Source organism: Aureicoccus marinus (genome assembly GCF_002954325.1).
GTDB lineage: Bacteria > Bacteroidota > Bacteroidia > Flavobacteriales > Flavobacteriaceae > Aureicoccus > Aureicoccus marinus.
Genome location: NZ_MQVX01000001.1, coordinates 472,240 through 489,914 on the forward strand (window position 1 = coordinate 472,240; position 17,675 = coordinate 489,914).

A 17,675-nucleotide genomic window follows, 5' to 3' on the forward strand; every position below is an offset into this window, starting at 1 on the left:
TTCCTTGTTTAAGAAGGCGGGTAGAAAATTTCTCCGCCCGAAGAATCCCTTTTCGCCCCGGTGACGCTGGCGTATATATTGATTTCTTCTCGTTGTCGCAGAAGGGCCATAAAAGCGAAGACCAAGGCTTCTTTGAACTCAATCCAGTCGTTCTTAGGGACTACAAGGTTGTAGGGTGCAGGTAGTAATTCTTTGAGCTCCTCCATCCAAAAGACATTGAAGGCACCACCCCCGGTTACCAGTAGATTTTGGTCCTCTTTATCCGCCTGTTTAGGCAGTATCTTGACGATTTGCTCGCTCATATGCCGGATGAGGGTACAAAGCAGATCAGCTCTTGGCAAGTCGCTTTGGTCCAGCAGGGGTTGAATATCGTTCTTGAACCACTCCAGTCCTGTTGATTTTGGTGGTGAAAGGGAGAAATAGGGGAGGGAATTGAGCTGTTCTAGTAGAAAGCCATTTACTTTACCGGAACGGGCTTCCCGTCCATCTTTGTCGTAAGGAGGATGGTGGTCGCGCATGAGGTGATTTAGCCCCATATTGGCCAAACCGATGTCGAAGGCGATTCGTTCTTTTTGTTCATTCTGAAAGGAAATATTGGCAATTCCTCCCAAATTCAAACAGGCCGAGAAGTCCGAAAAAAGCAGCTGATCTCCGATGGGAACCAAGGGAGCTCCTTGACCTCCGAGCTCTACATCACCCTGTCTGAAATTCGCCACCACGGGTATGTTTAAAAGTGTGGCTAAGGTTTGCCCGTCTCCAAGTTGAAAGCTAATCCCGTCTTCCGGTCGGTGATGCGAGGTGTGCCCATGACTCCCGACCAAATCCGGCGTTTTATTGATTTCTTTTAAAAAGGCCTGGCTGTGTTCGGCCAGCAGATGGGCAAAGTTCAGGTGCAAGTCTTGGTGATCCTGTTCATTGAGCTCAATGGCTTTGGCCAGTCGATCTTTCCACTCTTCGGAATAAGAAAGGGTCTTGCCTGCGAGGAGTTCAAAATCCCATTGTCCATTCTTTTGTAAGTCAAAACGGCAATAGGCCATATCCAAGCCGTCCAGGGAAGTGCCAGACATCAAACCCAGAATCTCATAAGCGCTATTACTCATCTTCCTTTAAGTTAACCGGGCTCTGTCCTTGGGCAGACAATTGACCGAGGTAGTGTTTTAGGGCAGCCTCCTGAAAGGCAACTCCCTGTTCATAGGTCAGAACAACGCCTTCACAGGCCTTCCAAGGGAGCCTGGAGAGGGCATACGGGTTACCAAAGAGGTATAGCCAGCATTTTTGGGTCTGGAGGAGCTCCAGTAATTCTTTCCATTCTTCCTCCCTCAATCCGAAATTTTTGCCTGGTTTAGGGGAAGGCAGGTACAGTTCTATTAGGCAGTGCGTGCTCGAGGATCCTCCTTCCAGAATACCGAGAGACCTCCCAAACACCCGAACCGAAGGCTGTTTTTTTTTAAACGCTTGAAGACTTTGAGGACTACCTATCAGTAAGGTAAGCGTGTTTTCGGCAATCTCGTTTAAAAGGACAGGGGATGTTGTTGAAGAACTGATCTCTTCGACTGATCGAAGCCCTTTTTCTTTTAAGGCCCACCAACGCTGAAAACGCTGTTCGATTTCTTCTTCTTTCGCCTGCGCTATAATGGCCTCAATTCCAGCTTCTGGCTGTTCTGAAAAACAAAGAACATCGCACCCGGCCTGAAATGCGGCTAATTCTAAGGCCCCAGCTTTTTCGAATCGCCTGGACACACTTTTCATATTCAGGGCGTCAGAGATCAAAATGCCTTGGTACCCCCAATCGCGAATAATCTGAATCAGGGCAGGTGATAAGGTAGCCGGTTCATTTACGCCCATGGTCAACGCAGGAACGGCCAGATGGCCCAGCATCAGACTATCGGCCTGCCCGATTAAATGACGAAAAGGAATCCACTCTTCCGCTTCGAGTTGATCTTTGGTTTTGTCAATTACGGGCAGGTCTAGGTGGCTGTCGGTACGGGTGTCCCCATGACCAGGGAAGTGCTTAAGGCTATTAAGTACACCCGCTTTCGAAAGTCCTTTGGTCCAGGCCAATGCGCGTTGACTGACGGCTTCTGGTCGATCCCCAAAGGAACGGTAACCGATTACGGGATTGAGGGCCTGTGTATTGATGTCAACGACAGGGGCCAAGTTCCAGTGCACCCCGGCTTTTTTGCATTCTAATCCGATAGCGTAACCTACCTGTTCGATGAGGTCAATTCGGTTGCCTAGTGCCCCCAGAGTGATTGGATATGGCCACTTTAATTGATCAGGCAAGCGCATGGATAAGCCCCATTCTGCATCGATGGAGATGAGAAGTGGGTATTTGGAAGCCTTTTGGTAGCGGGTAATCAACTCTGTTAAACGTCCAAAATAATCGGGTTGTTCATTGGGGGAAGCCCCCATTTGTTTTTGGGCTTGAACATTGGCCGCTGCCAAAGCGCGACTTTGAAAAAAGCAGAGTGATCCTATTCCAAGGTCTTGGATAAGGGCCTCCATCGCTTGTATGTGTTCTTCGGTGTCATCCAGGAAGACGGCTGGCATCAAAAACTGCCCTACTTTTTCACGTAGACTCAGCTGTTCTTTGGCCGTTGGGTAAGGAGGAATCATGACTGACCTTCTTCTAATGATTTTTTACCGAAATCAGCCGGGAAGTCCAGCTTGGGAAGGAGTAGTAAAGCAGGCACTCCAGAGACCAAGACCCATAAAAAGAAGTTGGTATACCCCAGCCATTCTTGCAGGTCGCCACTGATCATCCCCGGGATCATCATGCCTAATGCCATGATTCCAGTCGCCAGTGCATAGTGACTGGTAGAGTAGGGGCCCTTTGCAAGGTAAATCAGGTACATTAAAAAGCCAGCAAAACTAAAACCGTATCCAAACTGTTCAATCATGACCACCGCAGAAACTAGGGTATAGCTGTCCCAGCCCATAAAGGCAAGCAGGGCATATCCGGCATTGGGTAGATTTAGACTCAATATCATGGGGAGCATCCACTTGCCTAATCCGTCGCGAGAGATCACCCAGCCGCCTAGCAATCCACCGACAACCAACAGGATTACGCCGAGGGTGCCGTAAATAAAACCGACTTCTTTGGCCCCGTAGCCGAGTCCCCCCATCTCGTTACTGTCGAGCAAAAAGGGAGAAGTCATTTTAACCAGTTGGGACTCGCCCAAACGGTAGGTCAAAACAAAAGCAAGGGCTACCCCGATCTGTGGTTTCTTGAAGAACTCGGCGAAGACTTTAAAAAATTCTTTGAGGCTGGCTTCTTTTTTGGGCGCTTTCTCTTGTTCTTCTTTTTGAATTTTCAGTTTTGGACTGAGTAAGGCATTGGCGCTGGTTAGGGCAAGCATCAGAAGTCCGGTCGCGGTCATGGTAAAGGACCAGGCTTTTTGTGGAGCCATTTGTTCTTCCAGGTAACCCGCTAATACAACAAGGAGGCCCTGTCCGGTGATGACCGCCAGGCGGTAGAAAGTGCTGCGAATTCCAACAAAGAAGGATTGCTGTTTTTCACTAAGGGCCAAAATATAGAAGCCGTCTGTCGCGATATCGTTGGTGGCCGAGGCAAAAGAAATCATCCAAAAGCAGGCCAGCGAACTGATTAAAAAGGCGTTCCCCGGCAGCAAGAAACCCATCAGCACAAAAGTAGCGGCCATCAGGAATTGCATGCCCAAAAACCACTTGCGTTGATTCCCAAGCAGTTCCAAAATGGGACTCCAAAGGGGCTTGATCACCCAGGGCAAATAGAGCAGACTGGTGTATCGACCGATTTCTGCATTACTGATTCCAAGCTGTTTGTACATGATGACCGATACAGAGATCACCATGATATAAGGGAGGCCTTGTGTAAAATAGAGTATGGGTACCCACAGGCCGGCCGGGCTTTGGCGTTTTTTCATGTACCCGAAAATACGGGAATTTTACATCCGGTAACGCACAAAGCCTTCAATTGCTTCGTACTCCGCCATGCCGAGATCGTTGTATTTGTTCGCTGTTTCTTTATTTCTTTGTTCCGCTCTCTGCCAAAATTCCCTTTCGTCATTTCCGGGGAACATGGCACTGTCTTTTTGGGATTGGTGCTTAAAGATAGCGTTGCGTTTTCTTTCCATGTCCTTGGGCCCGATTGGAACCGCCATTTCCATATCGGCAATGTCCCATTCCTGCCAAGCGCCTCGATAGAGCCAGATATAGCAGTTTTCGAGCCAGGGCGATTCTTCTTCAGCGTGCAGTTCCAAGGCTTCGTACAGAATATTTAAACAGACACGGTGAGTGCCGTGAGGATCGGATAGATCGCCCGCTGCATAAATCTGATGGGGTTGTACTTGTTCCAGCAGATCGTAAATGATTTCGACATCCTTTTCAGTATAGGGGTTCTTTTTCACTTTTCCTGTTTCGTAAAAAGGAAGGTTGAGGAAGTAGGCATTCTTTTCTTGCACTCCGCAATAGCGACAAGCCGCGAGAGCCTCTCCTTGACGGATTAGTCCTTTGTATTCCAAAATCGCAGGAGAATCGACTTCTCCTGGTTTTTTGTTTTTGATAAAGTCCCGCACATTGACAATCTGGTTTCTCAGCTTTTCATCGTCTGGTTCAATGGCAGCTGCAAAGTCCAAAAAGCGGACCACCTCGTCATCGAAGACGGCAATGTTTCCGGAGGTTTGGTAGGCAATATGCACATCGTGCCCCTGATCGACCAGGCGCAGCAAGGTGCCTCCCATTGAAATCACATCGTCATCGGGATGTGGACTAAAAATAAGCGCGCGTTTAGGAAAAGGCATAGATCGTTCCGGACGTTGACTGTCATCCGCATTGGGTTTTCCTCCGGGCCATCCGGTGATGGTGTGTTGTAGTTGGTTAAACACCAAAAGGTTAATTTGTTCTGCTGACCCAATTTCGGCAATGAGGTTCCCCATGCCGTATTCGCTGTAATCTTCGTTGGTCAGTTTCAGGATGGATTTTCCTGTTTTTTCGGCCAGCCAAAGGCAGGCCTTTTTGATCAAAGGCTCATTCCAAACGCATTCACCGACCAGCCAGGGGGTTTTGATCCGGGTGAGGGAAGAAGCGGCGGCTTCATCCAGAATAAAGAGGCAATTGGGGTGGTGCTGCAAAAAGGTAGCCGGAACGGATTCGGTGATCTCCCCTTCAACCGATTCCTGAATAACAGCAGATTTTCCTTCTCCCCAAGCCATCAGGATGACTTTGCGGGCTTTCATGATGGTGCCCACACCCATGGTGATGGCCCGTTGGGGTACATATTCCAGGCCGAAGAAATCACTTGCGGCATCCAGTTGGGTTACCCGGTCTAATCGAATAAGTCTTGTTTTGCTGGTCAGGGAAGAACCCGGTTCATTGAAACCGATATGCCCGGTGCGGCCAATTCCCAAAACCTGAATATCGAGTCCTCCAGCTTCCTCAATTTTGTTTTCGTAAGACAGGCAGTATTTCTTGATCTGCTCTTCACTGAGTTGTCCGTTGGGAATATGAACATTTTCAGGTTCGATATCGATATGATCAAACAGATGTTCCTGCATAAAACGGTGGTAACTGTGAATACTTCCGGGATCCATGGGGTAGTATTCGTCGAGGTTGAAGGTGATCACATTTCTAAAACTCAGCCCGTCTTCCCTGTGCATACGAACCAATTCTTCATACACCTTAATCGGGGTAGATCCGGTTGCGAGGCCTAGAACGGCCATTTTACCCAAACCTTGGCGCTGTCGAATCAAGCTGGCGATTTCTTCGGCAACCACTTGTGAAGCGTGCAGGGAGTTTTTAAACACCTCGGTGGTTAATTTCTCGTTTTTTCTGACCTCTGGATCCTGGGGGTCCGAAAGAAAGCTCAAAGGCAAGGTGCGATGTGTCATAATGAAGGAATTTTCTGCAAATAAAGGCTATATGCTGTTTTTATGCAAGAATAAATCAATATAAATGCCGTTTTTAATCATTTAAATATTTAAAACAGCAAAAAACAGCATATTTAAGAAAAGGCTACCTTTGCTGAAAATCTCGTAACAAACCGCATGCTGAAATCAGAAAGACATCAGATCATTCTAAAGGAAGTCGAAAAGCGCAACCGGGTCCAGTTGCAGGATTTGGTTCAGCGATTAAATGTCTCGATCGATACCGTACGTCGGGATGTCAAAGAGTTGGATGGGGAACACAAGTTGCGAAAGGTACACGGGGGAGCTGTGTCTCTGGGTTTTGCCAGTTTTAGCCCGCAACGCAATAGCATCTACGCTTTAGAAGCCAAGACACATATTGCAGAAAAAGCCATTGGAATGGTATCGGAAGGGCAGGTGATTTTTTTGGACGGAGGGACGACTTGCTTAGAAATGGCGCGAAGTCTTCCGGCTGAATGGGAGCTTAAGGTCTTTACTCATAGCATCCCTGTTGCCCTGGAACTGCTTCAAAAACCTCGATACACTGTAGAGTTTATTGGTGGGACGCTTTCTCCAGAAAGCCATTTGGCTCAGGGGATTGCAGCGGTGCGTCAGTTGGCGGAGTTGCATCTGGATATGGCTTTTATTGGAACGGGTTATGTCGATGCAGAACACGGCTTGTCCGAATCGGTTTGGGAAACAGCCCAGATGAAAAAATCCCTGATTGAAGCCGCTCGAAAAACGGTACTTTTATGCATCTCGGAGAAGGTGAATTCTCATCACCGGTTTCGAAGTTGTTCCCTGGACCGTATAGCAACCTTAATTACCGAAAAAGACCCGGGAGACTCCGAACTCAAAAACTTCCAAAACCTCCAACTAGATCTGCGTTAAATTCATGAAAGACTTTACCAAAATAACCGAACAGTCCTCCAATCACGATGGGCTGGAAAACCTTTCTACCCGCGAACTCCTCGAAGGAATCAATCAGGAAGACCAGGGAATTGCCCTGGCTGTAGAAAAAGCGATTCCCCAGATCGAGGCTTTGGTGGAGGCGATTTATCCACGATTTCAAGAGGGAGGACGTTTATTCTATATCGGGGCCGGGACCAGTGGACGACTTGGCATTGTGGATGCTTCTGAGATACCGCCCACTTTTGGCCTTGACCACGGTCGAGTCATTGGGATCATTGCCGGTGGAGACCATGCTATTCGAAAGGCCGTGGAGTTCGCAGAAGACAATCCCGATCAGGCCTGGGAAGACTTGCAGGCCTTCGGTTTCAACGAAAAAGACTCCCTCATTGGGATTGCGGCTTCCGGAACAACCCCTTATGTACTCGGTGGAATTGCCAAGGCAAAGGAAGCCGGTTGGGTTACAGGAGGAATAACAAACAATCCCGGATCCCCTTTAGCTCTGAATTCAGAATTCCCCGTAGAACTTGCCGTTGGCCCCGAATTTGTCACCGGGAGTACTCGGATGAAAAGCGGCACGGCTCAAAAATTAGCTCTTAATATGATCTCTACAGCCCTGATGATTCGCATCGGCCGTATTCAAGGAAATAAGATGGTGGACATGCAGTTGAGCAATAATAAACTCGTCGACCGGGGTACCCGTTATTTGCAACAAGCCCTGGATCTTCCATACGACGAAGCCAAAGCCCTGTTGCAGGAACACGGCTCTGTACGGGCGGCCCTTTCAGCTCGTTAACTCTTCGGTACCAAGCGGTAAATACCCTTGCCTTCTACAGCGACGTAGATGTAGCCATCAGGTCCTTGGCGTACATTGCGTACCCGGCCCATGTCTTCCATGAGTTTGATACGCTCACTGACCTTGTCTCCATCCATAACCAATCTTTCTAAGTATTGGAAGGATAAGGAGCCGACCAATAGGTCGCCTTTCATACCGGGGTATTTGTCAGAATTGATAAAGACCATTCCGCTGGGGGCTATGGAGGGAACCCAATAGTGCTGAGGCTGCTCCATACCCGGACGCTCTGTTTCGTCGGTGATCGTCGTTCCACTATAATTGATGCCGTAGGTAATAACGGGCCAACCGTAGTTTTTTCCTTTGTGAATAATATTGAGTTCATCGCCTCCTCTTGGACCGTGTTCGTGATTCCAGAGAACTCCTGTTTCAGGGTGCAGGGTCAGCCCTTGAGGATTCCGGTGACCGTAACTATAGATAGCCGTTTTGGCTCCTGCTTCATGCACGAATGGATTGTCTGCCGGTACGCTGCCGTCATCGTTCAGGCGATAAACTTTACCTCCATCACGGGTAATATCTTGGGGGTTGACATCGCGAGCTCCTCGATCTCCTACAGTAAAGAAGAGATAGCCTTCTCGGTCAAATTCAATCCGAGATCCAAAATGCTGCCCTTTGGTCGTGTTGGGCCCCGCTTTGTAAAGGAGTTCTTTTTCGACGAGTTCAGTGCCGCTGATCTTGGCACGCATCAAGGCTGTATTTCCACCTGAGCCTTCGCCCTCAGGGGAGGTGTAGGTAAAGTAGAGCCATCCATTAGACGCATAATCGGGATGCAATTCCAAATCTAAAAAACCGCCTTGTCCAATTTGTCCGATTTCCGGCAAACCTGTGATTTCTGTTCTTTGCCCATCTTTGATCTTAAGAAGGGTCCCGGACTTTTCGCTAATGAGCATACTGCCGTCGGGAAGGAAGGCTAATCCCCATGGGATATTCAGGCTATCGACAACAAGCTCAGGTTCTACTCCGGGGATTTCGGGTGTTTTAATGTCAGAATCCGTCGCTTGACCGCAAGCCAAATTGAGCAGTACAACGAAAAAAAGCGCAGCGATTAGATTGTTTTTCATAAATTTATCGTTAAAAGGGTAGAAAATTCCGACAAAAAGCGAATTTAACCCTGGTGAATAGCCATTAAATCAATAAAAATAAGATATAAGAAGCAATAATACCTTAGAATAAAAGACCCCAAATCGAATTATTCTTAACCTAACACGAATTACTTATGCTCCCTGGAATGTTGAGACAAGGTCTCGGCCTTGTCCTGTTGTTTGCCGCATCAATTCTCCTTTCCTCGGCAGAGCATTTCCCTAAGAATCGTTTTGGAAGCCAGAAAGCTCCTGAAGTCACCCAAACACTTCAGAGATCATCTGCGTTTCTGAGCTGGGGAAGCGCCGAGTTTGACAGTTTTGATACCCTTTCCAGCCCCTTGTATACTACGATTATACAGGGAGCGGATCAGGAGGTGACATGTCCGAACGATGGGAGCACACTGGCCAAATTCTTCCTCTGTGGTGCCAGTGATATTCGAACAATTAGTGTCAATCAAAGCGGATCCAATTACGAGTGGCAACGACTTGATCCCAATACCTGTGCCCCAACTGTTGTAGAAGACTGCCCGACCATCAATACGGGATGTACATGGGACGCGGTAGGAAGTAACGCAACTTATGAGCTCAACAGCCCAGGAGAATACCGTGTACGGGTGGACTCCGGACCTTTCTTTTACTTTAAAGTCACCCAGAATCCCCTGAATCCTCAGGCCATTTTTGAAGATATTATTTGTGGAAACCCAGGAAGGGTAGAGGTGACCAATGTTCCAAGTGGGTACGAATACAGCCTTGGAAATCCCAGCGGCCCTTACCAAATCGATCCTTTCTTTGATATTACTTCTCCAGGGACTTACCAAGTGTATGTTCGTCTGCAAAACGTCGCCTCAACAGCCTGTGTCTTTCCTTCGAATCTAGTTACTGTTCAGGATTTAGATATTGATGTCTCGGTGCAGGCCAACGATATTTTGTGTAGTGGGGAGCAAGGAAGTATTGAAGTATCGGTCAGTGGTGTCCCTGGTTTCTACACCTACCGACTCATAAAGAATGGGGTGACTGTCGATACCTTTGGCCCAAATGCGGCAGACACTTATGTATTTGCGAATGTGGGATCCGGAACCTACGAAGTACGGGTGCAAACCAACAAGTGTGATATTCTAGTCGATCAGGATAGTTCTGGAAATCCTTTGGCCATCGGTTCTGGCATCAGCCCGATTGCGGTAGTTGCAACCGCCTCAGACAGTTTTGGGTGCGGAGCAAGTACAGTAGACGTCAATGTTGATACCAGCGGAGGTACGGCACCTTACCGCATGAGTCTAGACGGGGGGACGAGTTTTGGTACACCTTATACCGGTACAGATGTCTTTCAGGTGAGCTCGGCCGGGACCTATAACATCCTGATTGAAGATGCGAACGGCTGTCAACAAACGGCCTCAGTGGAGGTTGCAGATATTCCACCACCGAGTTTTACCGTGACGACACAAGACACGGATTGCGGTGGGGTGAACAATGGCCAGGTCAGTGTCAATGTGACCAATAGCCTGGGCTATGCTTTAGAATACAGTATTGACAATGGAGTCAGCTACCAGGTGAGTAGTGTGTTTTCCGGTCTCCCAGCGGGAACTTACCCAGTCATGATTCGGTACAGTCAAGGCAGTTTCAGTTGTACAACAGCCAGTCAGTCCGCTACCGTTGGCAGCCCAACCACCATTACGGCTACAGCAACAGCGACCGCTGAGCCCAGCTGTGCAGACGAGGTAGGAGGAGCCATTGATATTTCAGGAGTTAGCGGAGGAACTGCTCCTTATGAATACAGCATTGGTGCAGGATTTGGTCCGGGCACCAGTTTTAGTGGCCTGGGAGTTGGAAGCTATACACCACTCGTTCGGGATGCCAACGGTTGTGTACAAGCCCTCCCCATGATCACCTTTGCTCCCCTGGACAAACCCACCGACTTGGATTTTGTGCTGTCCAGTCTGGACTGTATCACCGGTACAGCAACCGTTGATTTAACCGTAACCGGAGGAAGCGGACCTTATACCTATGCCTTGATTTCTCCTGCTGTATCAGCCGTCAATAACGGAACGAATTCCTCCTTCACTGGATTGGGATTGGGAGCCTACATTTTTGAGGTGACCGATACGGAAGGATGTAGCTACCAAGAAAGTTATGCCATCACCGATATCAGCTCCATCGGTGTGCAGGCACAACAGCTGAGCCCTGTAAGTTGTTTTGGGGCTGCCGATGGTGGAGGCCGCTATTTGGTGGATGGTTTCGTCAATACTTATTCCTATCAAATTGACGCGGGTCCTCTGCAAACAGTTCAAACGAATAATGAAATAATTTTGAGCGGATTAGCCGCAGGTACTTACACCATTACGGTAACAGACGAAGACACCAATTGTACCGATACGGCTTCCCTACTTATTGAACAGCCCGCTGCTGCTTTTGTGATTGATCAAGTGGTGGTCGAGGACATGAACTGCCAGAACGGGAATATCGGTAGTGCCCAAGTACAGGTTTCTGGCGGTTGGGGTGGATACCAGTACCAACTGACTCAGCCAGATTCCAGTATAAGAGGACCTCAAGCAAGTGCTGTCTTTTCAGGACTGAGCCAAACGGGTCCGTACACTGTTGAAGTAACCGACCTCAATGGATGCGTTCTTACGGACACCTTTACCCTAACCGCTCTTCCAAGTCCTATGGTGAGTTTGGATCCGAGCTCTGATTTTTGCTACGACCCCTTCGATGCTGCGACCGTCATGCTGCTGGGAAGTGGGGGAGCCACTCCTTATGAATACCGAATGAATTCTGGTGTTTGGCAAAGTGGGGCGAGCTTTGCAGGCTTGGCACCTGGGAGCTATACCTTTGATATCCGCGATGCCAATGATTGCCGTGATCAACTCAGTGTGACCATTGCCCCACAGCTCAATGCTGAGGCTTCCGTTATTCAGGAGTTAGAATGCTCTGGCCCCGATGCCGAAATTCAAGTTAATATTTTTGATGGTTATCCTGCAGGAAGCAGTTATGTCTCCTATGAAGTAAGTATCGATGGGGCTCCGTTTACAACGGCCAGTAACCCCATTGCCGGAAACTCTTTCGTCCATACCGTACCTAATAATGGTTCCATTACTACGGCAACTACTTTTCAATTTGAGGTAACCGATAGCCAAGGCTGTACCGCTGTAACCAATACCGTGACTCTGTTGCCTCAGGAAACTATTGCAGGGACCCTGAATATTACCGATACCCAATGTGGGGATGTGAGCAGTGGAGTCGTGGAGATCGTTCCTGATTTCAATCAGGGAATCCCGCCCTATGAGTTTTCGAATGATGGAGGTCTGAGCTTTGGTAACCAAAATGTCTTTTCGGGTTATGGCCCAGGGAGTTATTCGGATTTTGTCATTCGCGATAGTCGAGGATGTACCAGTCCTGTCCTTACGGCGGTTATCGGAAACAGTGATCCCTTAGATGCCAGTTTAACCCCCGTACCAGCGACTTGTGCTGCGGGAGTAATCGAAGGAGATATACAGGCTTCGGTAGCCAATGGTACAGCGCCGTTTACCTACACGCTTTTTGATGCCAGTGGAACACAAGTGAGTACGACGACCACCGCTTCCACCAGTCATACGTTTACCAACTTAGCTCCAGGTACCTACAGTGTGCAGACCCAAGACGCACTTGGATGTACGGATCTGGACGTCGTGGAATTAGAAGATAGTGAGATTGATGTGGTTCCTGTACCTACCATTCCACCGGATTGTACAACGGACTTAACCAACACCATCACCATCGTGGGTGGAGTTGGTCCTTTCTTAATTCGCTTGGTCGGTGAAGGGGTACCGCGTTATTCTCCGAATAGTCCACCACGTACCCATACCTTCACTGGTTTGGATTTTGGAACCACCTACTACGTAGAAGTTGAAGACACCGGAACAGGCTGTTTGTATATCGAAGAGATTCCGCCCGTTGCAGCACCTTCACCGTTGGATGTGAGTATCAGTAGTACCGATGATTCCTGTGATATAGCCGGGAGTGGAACCTTAACCTATACCGTTAGCGGGTACAGCGGAACCAATGTTGATATCACGGTGCGCAATACAAGCGATGGCAGCATTGTGTTTGGACCTGCCACAGTCGCTGGTGCCGGGCCGTTCAGTCCCATTACCGGACTCGCTCCAGGCAATTACCAAATCACTGTTCAAGACCTCACTTCAGGATGTGAAGACAGTGATGTGACCACCATTGGAATCAATTCTCCGAGTATTCAAGTAGTGAGTAATATCCCGGCGAATTGCTTGGTCAACGCCCAAGTGAGTGTTCAAGGCTTCGGAGGGACGGCTCCTTATCAGTATGCTTATGTTCCCACCGGAGACCCCGCGCCATCCACTTTTGGGGCCAGCAGTACTTTCGAATTGGCCGGGCCTTATCCTGCGGATTACGATCTGTATGTTCAGGACGCGACTGGTTGTATAGCAATGACCACAGTTACGGTAACCGATTTAGGGGGAATCCCGACTCCGGTCGTGGATGTTGTCAACCAGTGTACAGCTACCAGCGGATACCAAATTGATGTTCTTTCTCCATTGAACACTGGCTCTGGACTACCGCACGAGACGTTCCAATACAATATTGGAGGAGGTTTTCAAGACAGCCCGAATTTTACGGTGAGCAACCCAGGGAGTTATACTATTGTCGTTCGCGATCAGAATGGTTGTACCAATACGGTAGTGGCTGAGGTCTTTGATTTCTTCTCGATCACCGCGGATGCTACCTCTGAACCTACTTGTAATGCGGGCGATGGGGTTATCACGGTGACGACCACAGGAGGGAGTGGGAATTTTGAGTACCAGCTTCGCGACGGGGGAACCTTGTTGCCTATAGGCGCTCCGCAATCCACCAACACCTTTACCGGAATCGCTCCCGGGTCTTACAATATTCTCGTTACAGATTTGAGTTCCAATACGACTCCTTTGTGTAGCGATATCTCTACCGTTGATGTGACGGTGGTTACGGCACCTGTTATAAGCGCTACTCCTTTGACTCAAGTGAGTTGTGCAGGGGCTGATGACGGTACCATTCAGGTGGAACTGCAGCCCGGAACCGATACGGATACTCCACTTATGTATTATCTGTATGCTGGAGCATCGGCAACTCCCTTGACAGGACCACAGAATTCGGCTTTGTTTACAGGCCTCGCCCCGGGTACCTATCAAGTAGAAGTGGTTTCAGATCGAGGGTGTACGGACCGTTCAGGGAATTTGGTCATTACTGAACCGTCTGCTTGATGGTCAATGCAACCGCACCTGATTTTATTTGTGTACCTGCAAATAACCAGTTTAGCACGACTACCTTGAGCGTATTTACCGATACCAATGGGGATGGTTCTGGTACCGCAACCGGTACGGCGCCTTATACCTACGCCTTGAATGATGGCACGGCCAATTTTGATGGGACCAACTTCCAAACCAGCAACACCTTTGAATTGGTCGATACGGGAAGTGTTCAAAACCTAATTGTCACCGTTCGGGATGCCAATGGATGTGAATCCTCTCATTCCCTTGCGGTTTCTCCTCCTGACGACCTGACCTTTAATTTTATGATCGATCCACTGAGTTGTGATGCGACAGGTGTCAGTGTGAATCCTGGCGGCATTACGGTGATCATCGATCAGGGGCCCGGGAACTACGAAGTTGAACTTTTGCCTTTGGGCTCTGGTACTCCATTGCTTTCGGGTGGAACAGATCGCGTGGTCTTTCCTATTTCAACTCCTGGGGATTACATTTTTGCGGTTCGTGATCTGGCGGCCGGTGGATGTACTTTCCTTACCCCAGTGGTTTCTATGCCGGAATACAACACTATTTCGGCTGATATTGCCGAGGTGCGACCGGTAAGCTGTTTTGGAGGAAGTGATGGTCAAATCAGTCTGGAGGTAAGTGGATACTCAGGAGTCTATACCTTCGAAGTATTTTCACGAGATAATACAGGGGCAGAAACTTCTACCGGTGTTACCGGAAGCTTTGATACCAACGCACCAATCAACAGTCCCGAAATCATTAGTGGAGTCCCTGCGGGTAATTTGGTGGTACGCATTGAAGCAACCGATTTTCCTTATTGTGATACGGTGAGTAATTCGACCACTGTGCGCGCACCGGACCGTCCTTTGACTTTGAGTGCTGTCCAAACAACCGATGTCAGCTGCGCCCTTCCAGGACGTGGAGAGATTACCGCTACGGCAGATGGTGGATGGGGAAATTACCAATACCGACTTACCGCACCGGATGGAACCACGGTATTAGTGGACTATCCAAACACCGAGAATATTTTTGACGCCTTGGACGCAGGTTTGTACACCCTCGAGGTCCAAGATGCCTTTGGATGTAATTCGACCACTCAAATTGATCTGCCCTTGCCGGATCCGATCAGCGCTTCTATGCAGGTGGCTCAACCTTTGCAGTGTAACAACGACAACGACGGGGCCGTAGAAGCCTTCAATATTGTTGGCGGCCAGGGAACGGGGAATTATCTTTTTCAATTGAACCGAATCGCAGATGGCAGTACCAGTGGATTACAGACAACGCCTTACTTTGGAAGTTTATCAGCGGGAACCTATACCATTACCATTTTCGATGGCTGGGACTGTAGTTTTACCACAGCACCTATTACTATAGAAGATCCTGAGGTGGTCATTGCTGAACTGGTAGAGTTACAGCCACCGGGATGTGGCGATGAGGGTCGCATGTTGCTTACGGTAACCAACCCAGAACCTGGAGTAGATTATTTCTACCGCAGATCGGGGACGACGGATCCTTTCCTTCCTTTTGGAAGTGGACTGGTTTCGGTAGAGATCACGGAGGATATTTTGGTTGATCCAGGACCTTTCCAGTACGATGTACAGAATTCTAATGGTTGCCCTTTTGAACGTTCTAACCAAATTTCTTTGGACCCTGCAGCTCCACTGGTGATTAATCTTGATCTTACGGGTGCAACGATTAACTGTGCTGGTGAGGCGACCGGAATTATTCGTTCTGAAGCCTTTGGAGGGATCGGAAATTACCAGTACTACCTGCTCAATAGCGACGCGGCTGGAGTTCCGAATAACAGCAATACGGTGCGTGGCCAGCAAGATTCTGGAATTTTTAGAAATCTTAACCCGGGGACCTACTATGTCTATGCGCAAAGTGGGGGGTGTCAGGCAATTTCTCCGCCAATTATCATTGAGCCACGTCCTCCTTTGGTCTTGGACTATTTTGAGGTTGTTATGTCCAGTTGCACGGGAGCAGCTAATGGTCAGATTATTTTGGAAGCCAGCGGAGGAACCGGGCAGATTCGCTATTCTATCTCGGATACCTTAAGTGAATTCTTTGAGGGAGACGATCCGACTGAACCGAATCGCAAAACCTTTAATGACTTAGCCGCTCGTCAGTACGATATCATTATACAGGATGAACTGGGGTGTACCATTACCCGTACGGTAACCATTCAGGAACCCATGCCTCTGGTGGCCAGTTTGGGTGCCTCGGCTCCAGAGACTTGTCTGGGCGATGATGATGGTTATATCGAGTTATCGGTAGTGGGTGGAACTGCTCCCTACTTCACCAGCGTGAACTCCTTAGAGGATGCCGATTTTGAACAGAACGATAATCTGCGTATCGATAACCTGGCGGGTGGGGAAACCTATACCATTTTTATCCGCGATTCCGCAGGATGTCAGACCCAGGTCATTGTTCCGGTGGGTATTGGAGTAAACATTCAGCCGGATATTCAGATTGCCTATGGCTGTTCGGGAATATTCCCGACGAATACCGTCTATGTCACCCTTGCGGATGAAAGCATGGCAGACCTATTGTTGTACAGCTTGGATGTTGATGACATCAACCTGGCGACCACTGAAAGACAGTACGGAAACCTAACGCCGGGCAAGCATATCCTCTATATCTACCATGCCAACGGCTGTGTCAATCCGGTAGAATTTGAGTTGGAAGACTACCAGCCATTAATGCTAGAGGCTGAAAAGACCGGCCCGAATGAATTGACCGCCAGAGCAGAAGGTGGTTTTGGAGATTATCGCTTTACGTTCAATGGGGAAGACCTGGGCTCACAAAATGTTTTCCGAATCTCTCAAACCATGGAGGTGGATATCATGGTGGAAGATGCCCAAGGATGCATCGCTCGATTAGTCATGCCTTTCGAGTTTAACGAAATGCCAGACATTCCCGATTATTTTACTCCGGATGGGGATAACCTCAATGAAGAATGGTTTGTCAACAACGCTGATTTATTTGCCGCCATTGACGTGAAGATTTACGATCGATACGGTCGGGTAGTGGCGGAGCTGAAAGAAGTGCCTAAATGGGATGGAACCTACAACGGCTCACCTCTACCTACTGGGGATTACTGGTATGTAGTCAATGTCAATAACGATGCAAACCAACGCTATGTTGGTCACTTTACCCTCGTCAGGTGATAATTCTAACCATTGAACGAAGCTCATGCGCCATTCATCTAAAGATTTATAGTATTCACCTTTAAATTTATCCCGTTCAACACATTTTAGGATCGCTTTTTGAATAAGAAGAGGTAGGTTTACATCGTAAGTGATACTTACACTATCCATTGACTATAAATTTCTTGGAATGCTGACAAAGACAGAAAAAGAAAAATACCCATTTCTGTCCATCTATTCCCTCCATCAGCATTCAATTTTATTTTATTTAAATTTTTTTCGCAGTAGCCCTCCGGGGCTACTGTTGCCTTTTCGTGTGCAGTACCAACTGGTTCTCCTGAGTTGGAAAAAGTGGGGTGAAAACAACCTGGATGAGTTTTGTCAGCGAGAAACCCAAAGCCATTTTCTCTTCAACCTAAGAGTGACAGTCCGGAGGCTAGAGAGGCCTATTGTGCTGAGATCAAGGCCTTTATTTCGGGCTTATAAGTCCTGTTTTTAAATGCCCGCTTCTTGGGCAGTTTTTCTTATTTTCAGGAAAATTTTCT

Annotated in this window: 9 protein-coding genes; 4 read left to right on the top strand and 5 right to left on the bottom strand. The window is 48.3% G+C overall.

The features are described from left to right. Positions 1 to 8 precede the first annotated feature (8 nt). Genes BST99_RS02275 through nagB form a run of 4 tightly spaced genes read right to left on the bottom strand, consistent with a single transcriptional unit; the run spans position 9 to position 5,867 of the window. Entirely contained in the window at positions 9 to 1,100 is a 1,092-nt protein-coding gene (locus BST99_RS02275) for an anhydro-N-acetylmuramic acid kinase (protein WP_105000357.1), read from the bottom strand. Next, positions 1,093 to 2,616: a glycoside hydrolase family 3 protein gene (locus BST99_RS02280; RefSeq protein ID WP_105000358.1), complete on the bottom strand. Its 1,524-nt coding sequence runs from the start codon at positions 2,614 to 2,616 to the stop codon at positions 1,093 to 1,095. Before BST99_RS02280 ends, BST99_RS02275 begins: the two co-directional genes overlap by 8 nt. Beyond that, positions 2,613 to 3,905 (bottom strand): MFS transporter, encoded by a 1,293-nt coding sequence (locus BST99_RS02285; protein ID WP_105000359.1) that lies wholly within the window; start codon positions 3,903 to 3,905, stop codon positions 2,613 to 2,615. The genes BST99_RS02280 and BST99_RS02285 overlap by 4 nt, the downstream gene beginning before the upstream one ends. Before the next feature lie 21 nt (positions 3,906 to 3,926). Then, positions 3,927 to 5,867: a glucosamine-6-phosphate deaminase gene (gene nagB / locus BST99_RS02290; RefSeq protein ID WP_105000360.1), complete on the bottom strand. Its 1,941-nt coding sequence runs from the start codon at positions 5,865 to 5,867 to the stop codon at positions 3,927 to 3,929. A gap of 156 nt (positions 5,868 to 6,023) precedes the next feature. Between nagB and BST99_RS02295 the strand changes: the two genes are divergently transcribed. Continuing rightward, a complete protein-coding gene (locus tag BST99_RS02295; protein ID WP_105000361.1) occupies positions 6,024 to 6,773 on the top strand; it encodes a DeoR/GlpR family DNA-binding transcription regulator in 750 nt (249 codons plus the stop codon). 4 nt (positions 6,774 to 6,777) lie between these two features. After that, entirely contained in the window at positions 6,778 to 7,587 is an 810-nt protein-coding gene (murQ, locus tag BST99_RS02300; protein ID WP_105000362.1) for an N-acetylmuramic acid 6-phosphate etherase, read from the top strand. Here murQ and BST99_RS02305 read toward each other — a convergent pair. Further along, a complete protein-coding gene (locus tag BST99_RS02305) occupies positions 7,584 to 8,705 on the bottom strand; it encodes a PQQ-dependent sugar dehydrogenase (protein WP_105000363.1) in 1,122 nt (373 codons plus the stop codon). The two genes, murQ and BST99_RS02305, sit on opposite strands and share 4 nt — an antisense overlap. A 167-nt stretch (positions 8,706 to 8,872) precedes the next feature. Between BST99_RS02305 and BST99_RS02310 the strand changes: the two genes are divergently transcribed. Next, positions 8,873 to 13,972: an RHS repeat domain-containing protein gene (locus BST99_RS02310; protein WP_219843801.1), complete on the top strand. Its 5,100-nt coding sequence runs from the start codon at positions 8,873 to 8,875 to the stop codon at positions 13,970 to 13,972. Further along, positions 13,972 to 17,151: a T9SS type B sorting domain-containing protein gene (locus BST99_RS02315; RefSeq protein WP_105000365.1), complete on the top strand. Its 3,180-nt coding sequence runs from the start codon at positions 13,972 to 13,974 to the stop codon at positions 17,149 to 17,151. The genes BST99_RS02310 and BST99_RS02315 overlap by 1 nt, the downstream gene beginning before the upstream one ends. The last annotated feature ends 524 nt before the right edge of the window (positions 17,152 to 17,675 follow it).

Bases quoted from the DNA above. Each gene is read 5' to 3' on its own strand.
- BST99_RS02275 (WP_105000357.1), bottom strand. From the start codon at position 1,100: ATGAGTAATAGCGCTTATGAGATTCTGGGTTTGATGTCTGGCACTTCC.
- BST99_RS02280 (WP_105000358.1), bottom strand. From the start codon at position 2,616: ATGATTCCTCCTTACCCAACGGCCAAAGAACAGCTGAGTCTACGTGAA.
- BST99_RS02285 (WP_105000359.1), bottom strand. From the start codon at position 3,905: ATGAAAAAACGCCAAAGCCCGGCCGGCCTGTGGGTACCCATACTCTAT.
- nagB (WP_105000360.1), bottom strand. From the start codon at position 5,867: ATGACACATCGCACCTTGCCTTTGAGCTTTCTTTCGGACCCCCAGGAT.
- BST99_RS02295 (WP_105000361.1), top strand. From the start codon at position 6,024: ATGCTGAAATCAGAAAGACATCAGATCATTCTAAAGGAAGTCGAAAAG.
- murQ (WP_105000362.1), top strand. From the start codon at position 6,778: ATGAAAGACTTTACCAAAATAACCGAACAGTCCTCCAATCACGATGGG.
- BST99_RS02305 (WP_105000363.1), bottom strand. From the start codon at position 8,705: ATGAAAAACAATCTAATCGCTGCGCTTTTTTTCGTTGTACTGCTCAAT.
- BST99_RS02310 (WP_219843801.1), top strand. From the start codon at position 8,873: ATGTTGAGACAAGGTCTCGGCCTTGTCCTGTTGTTTGCCGCATCAATT.
- BST99_RS02315 (WP_105000365.1), top strand. From the start codon at position 13,972: ATGGTCAATGCAACCGCACCTGATTTTATTTGTGTACCTGCAAATAAC.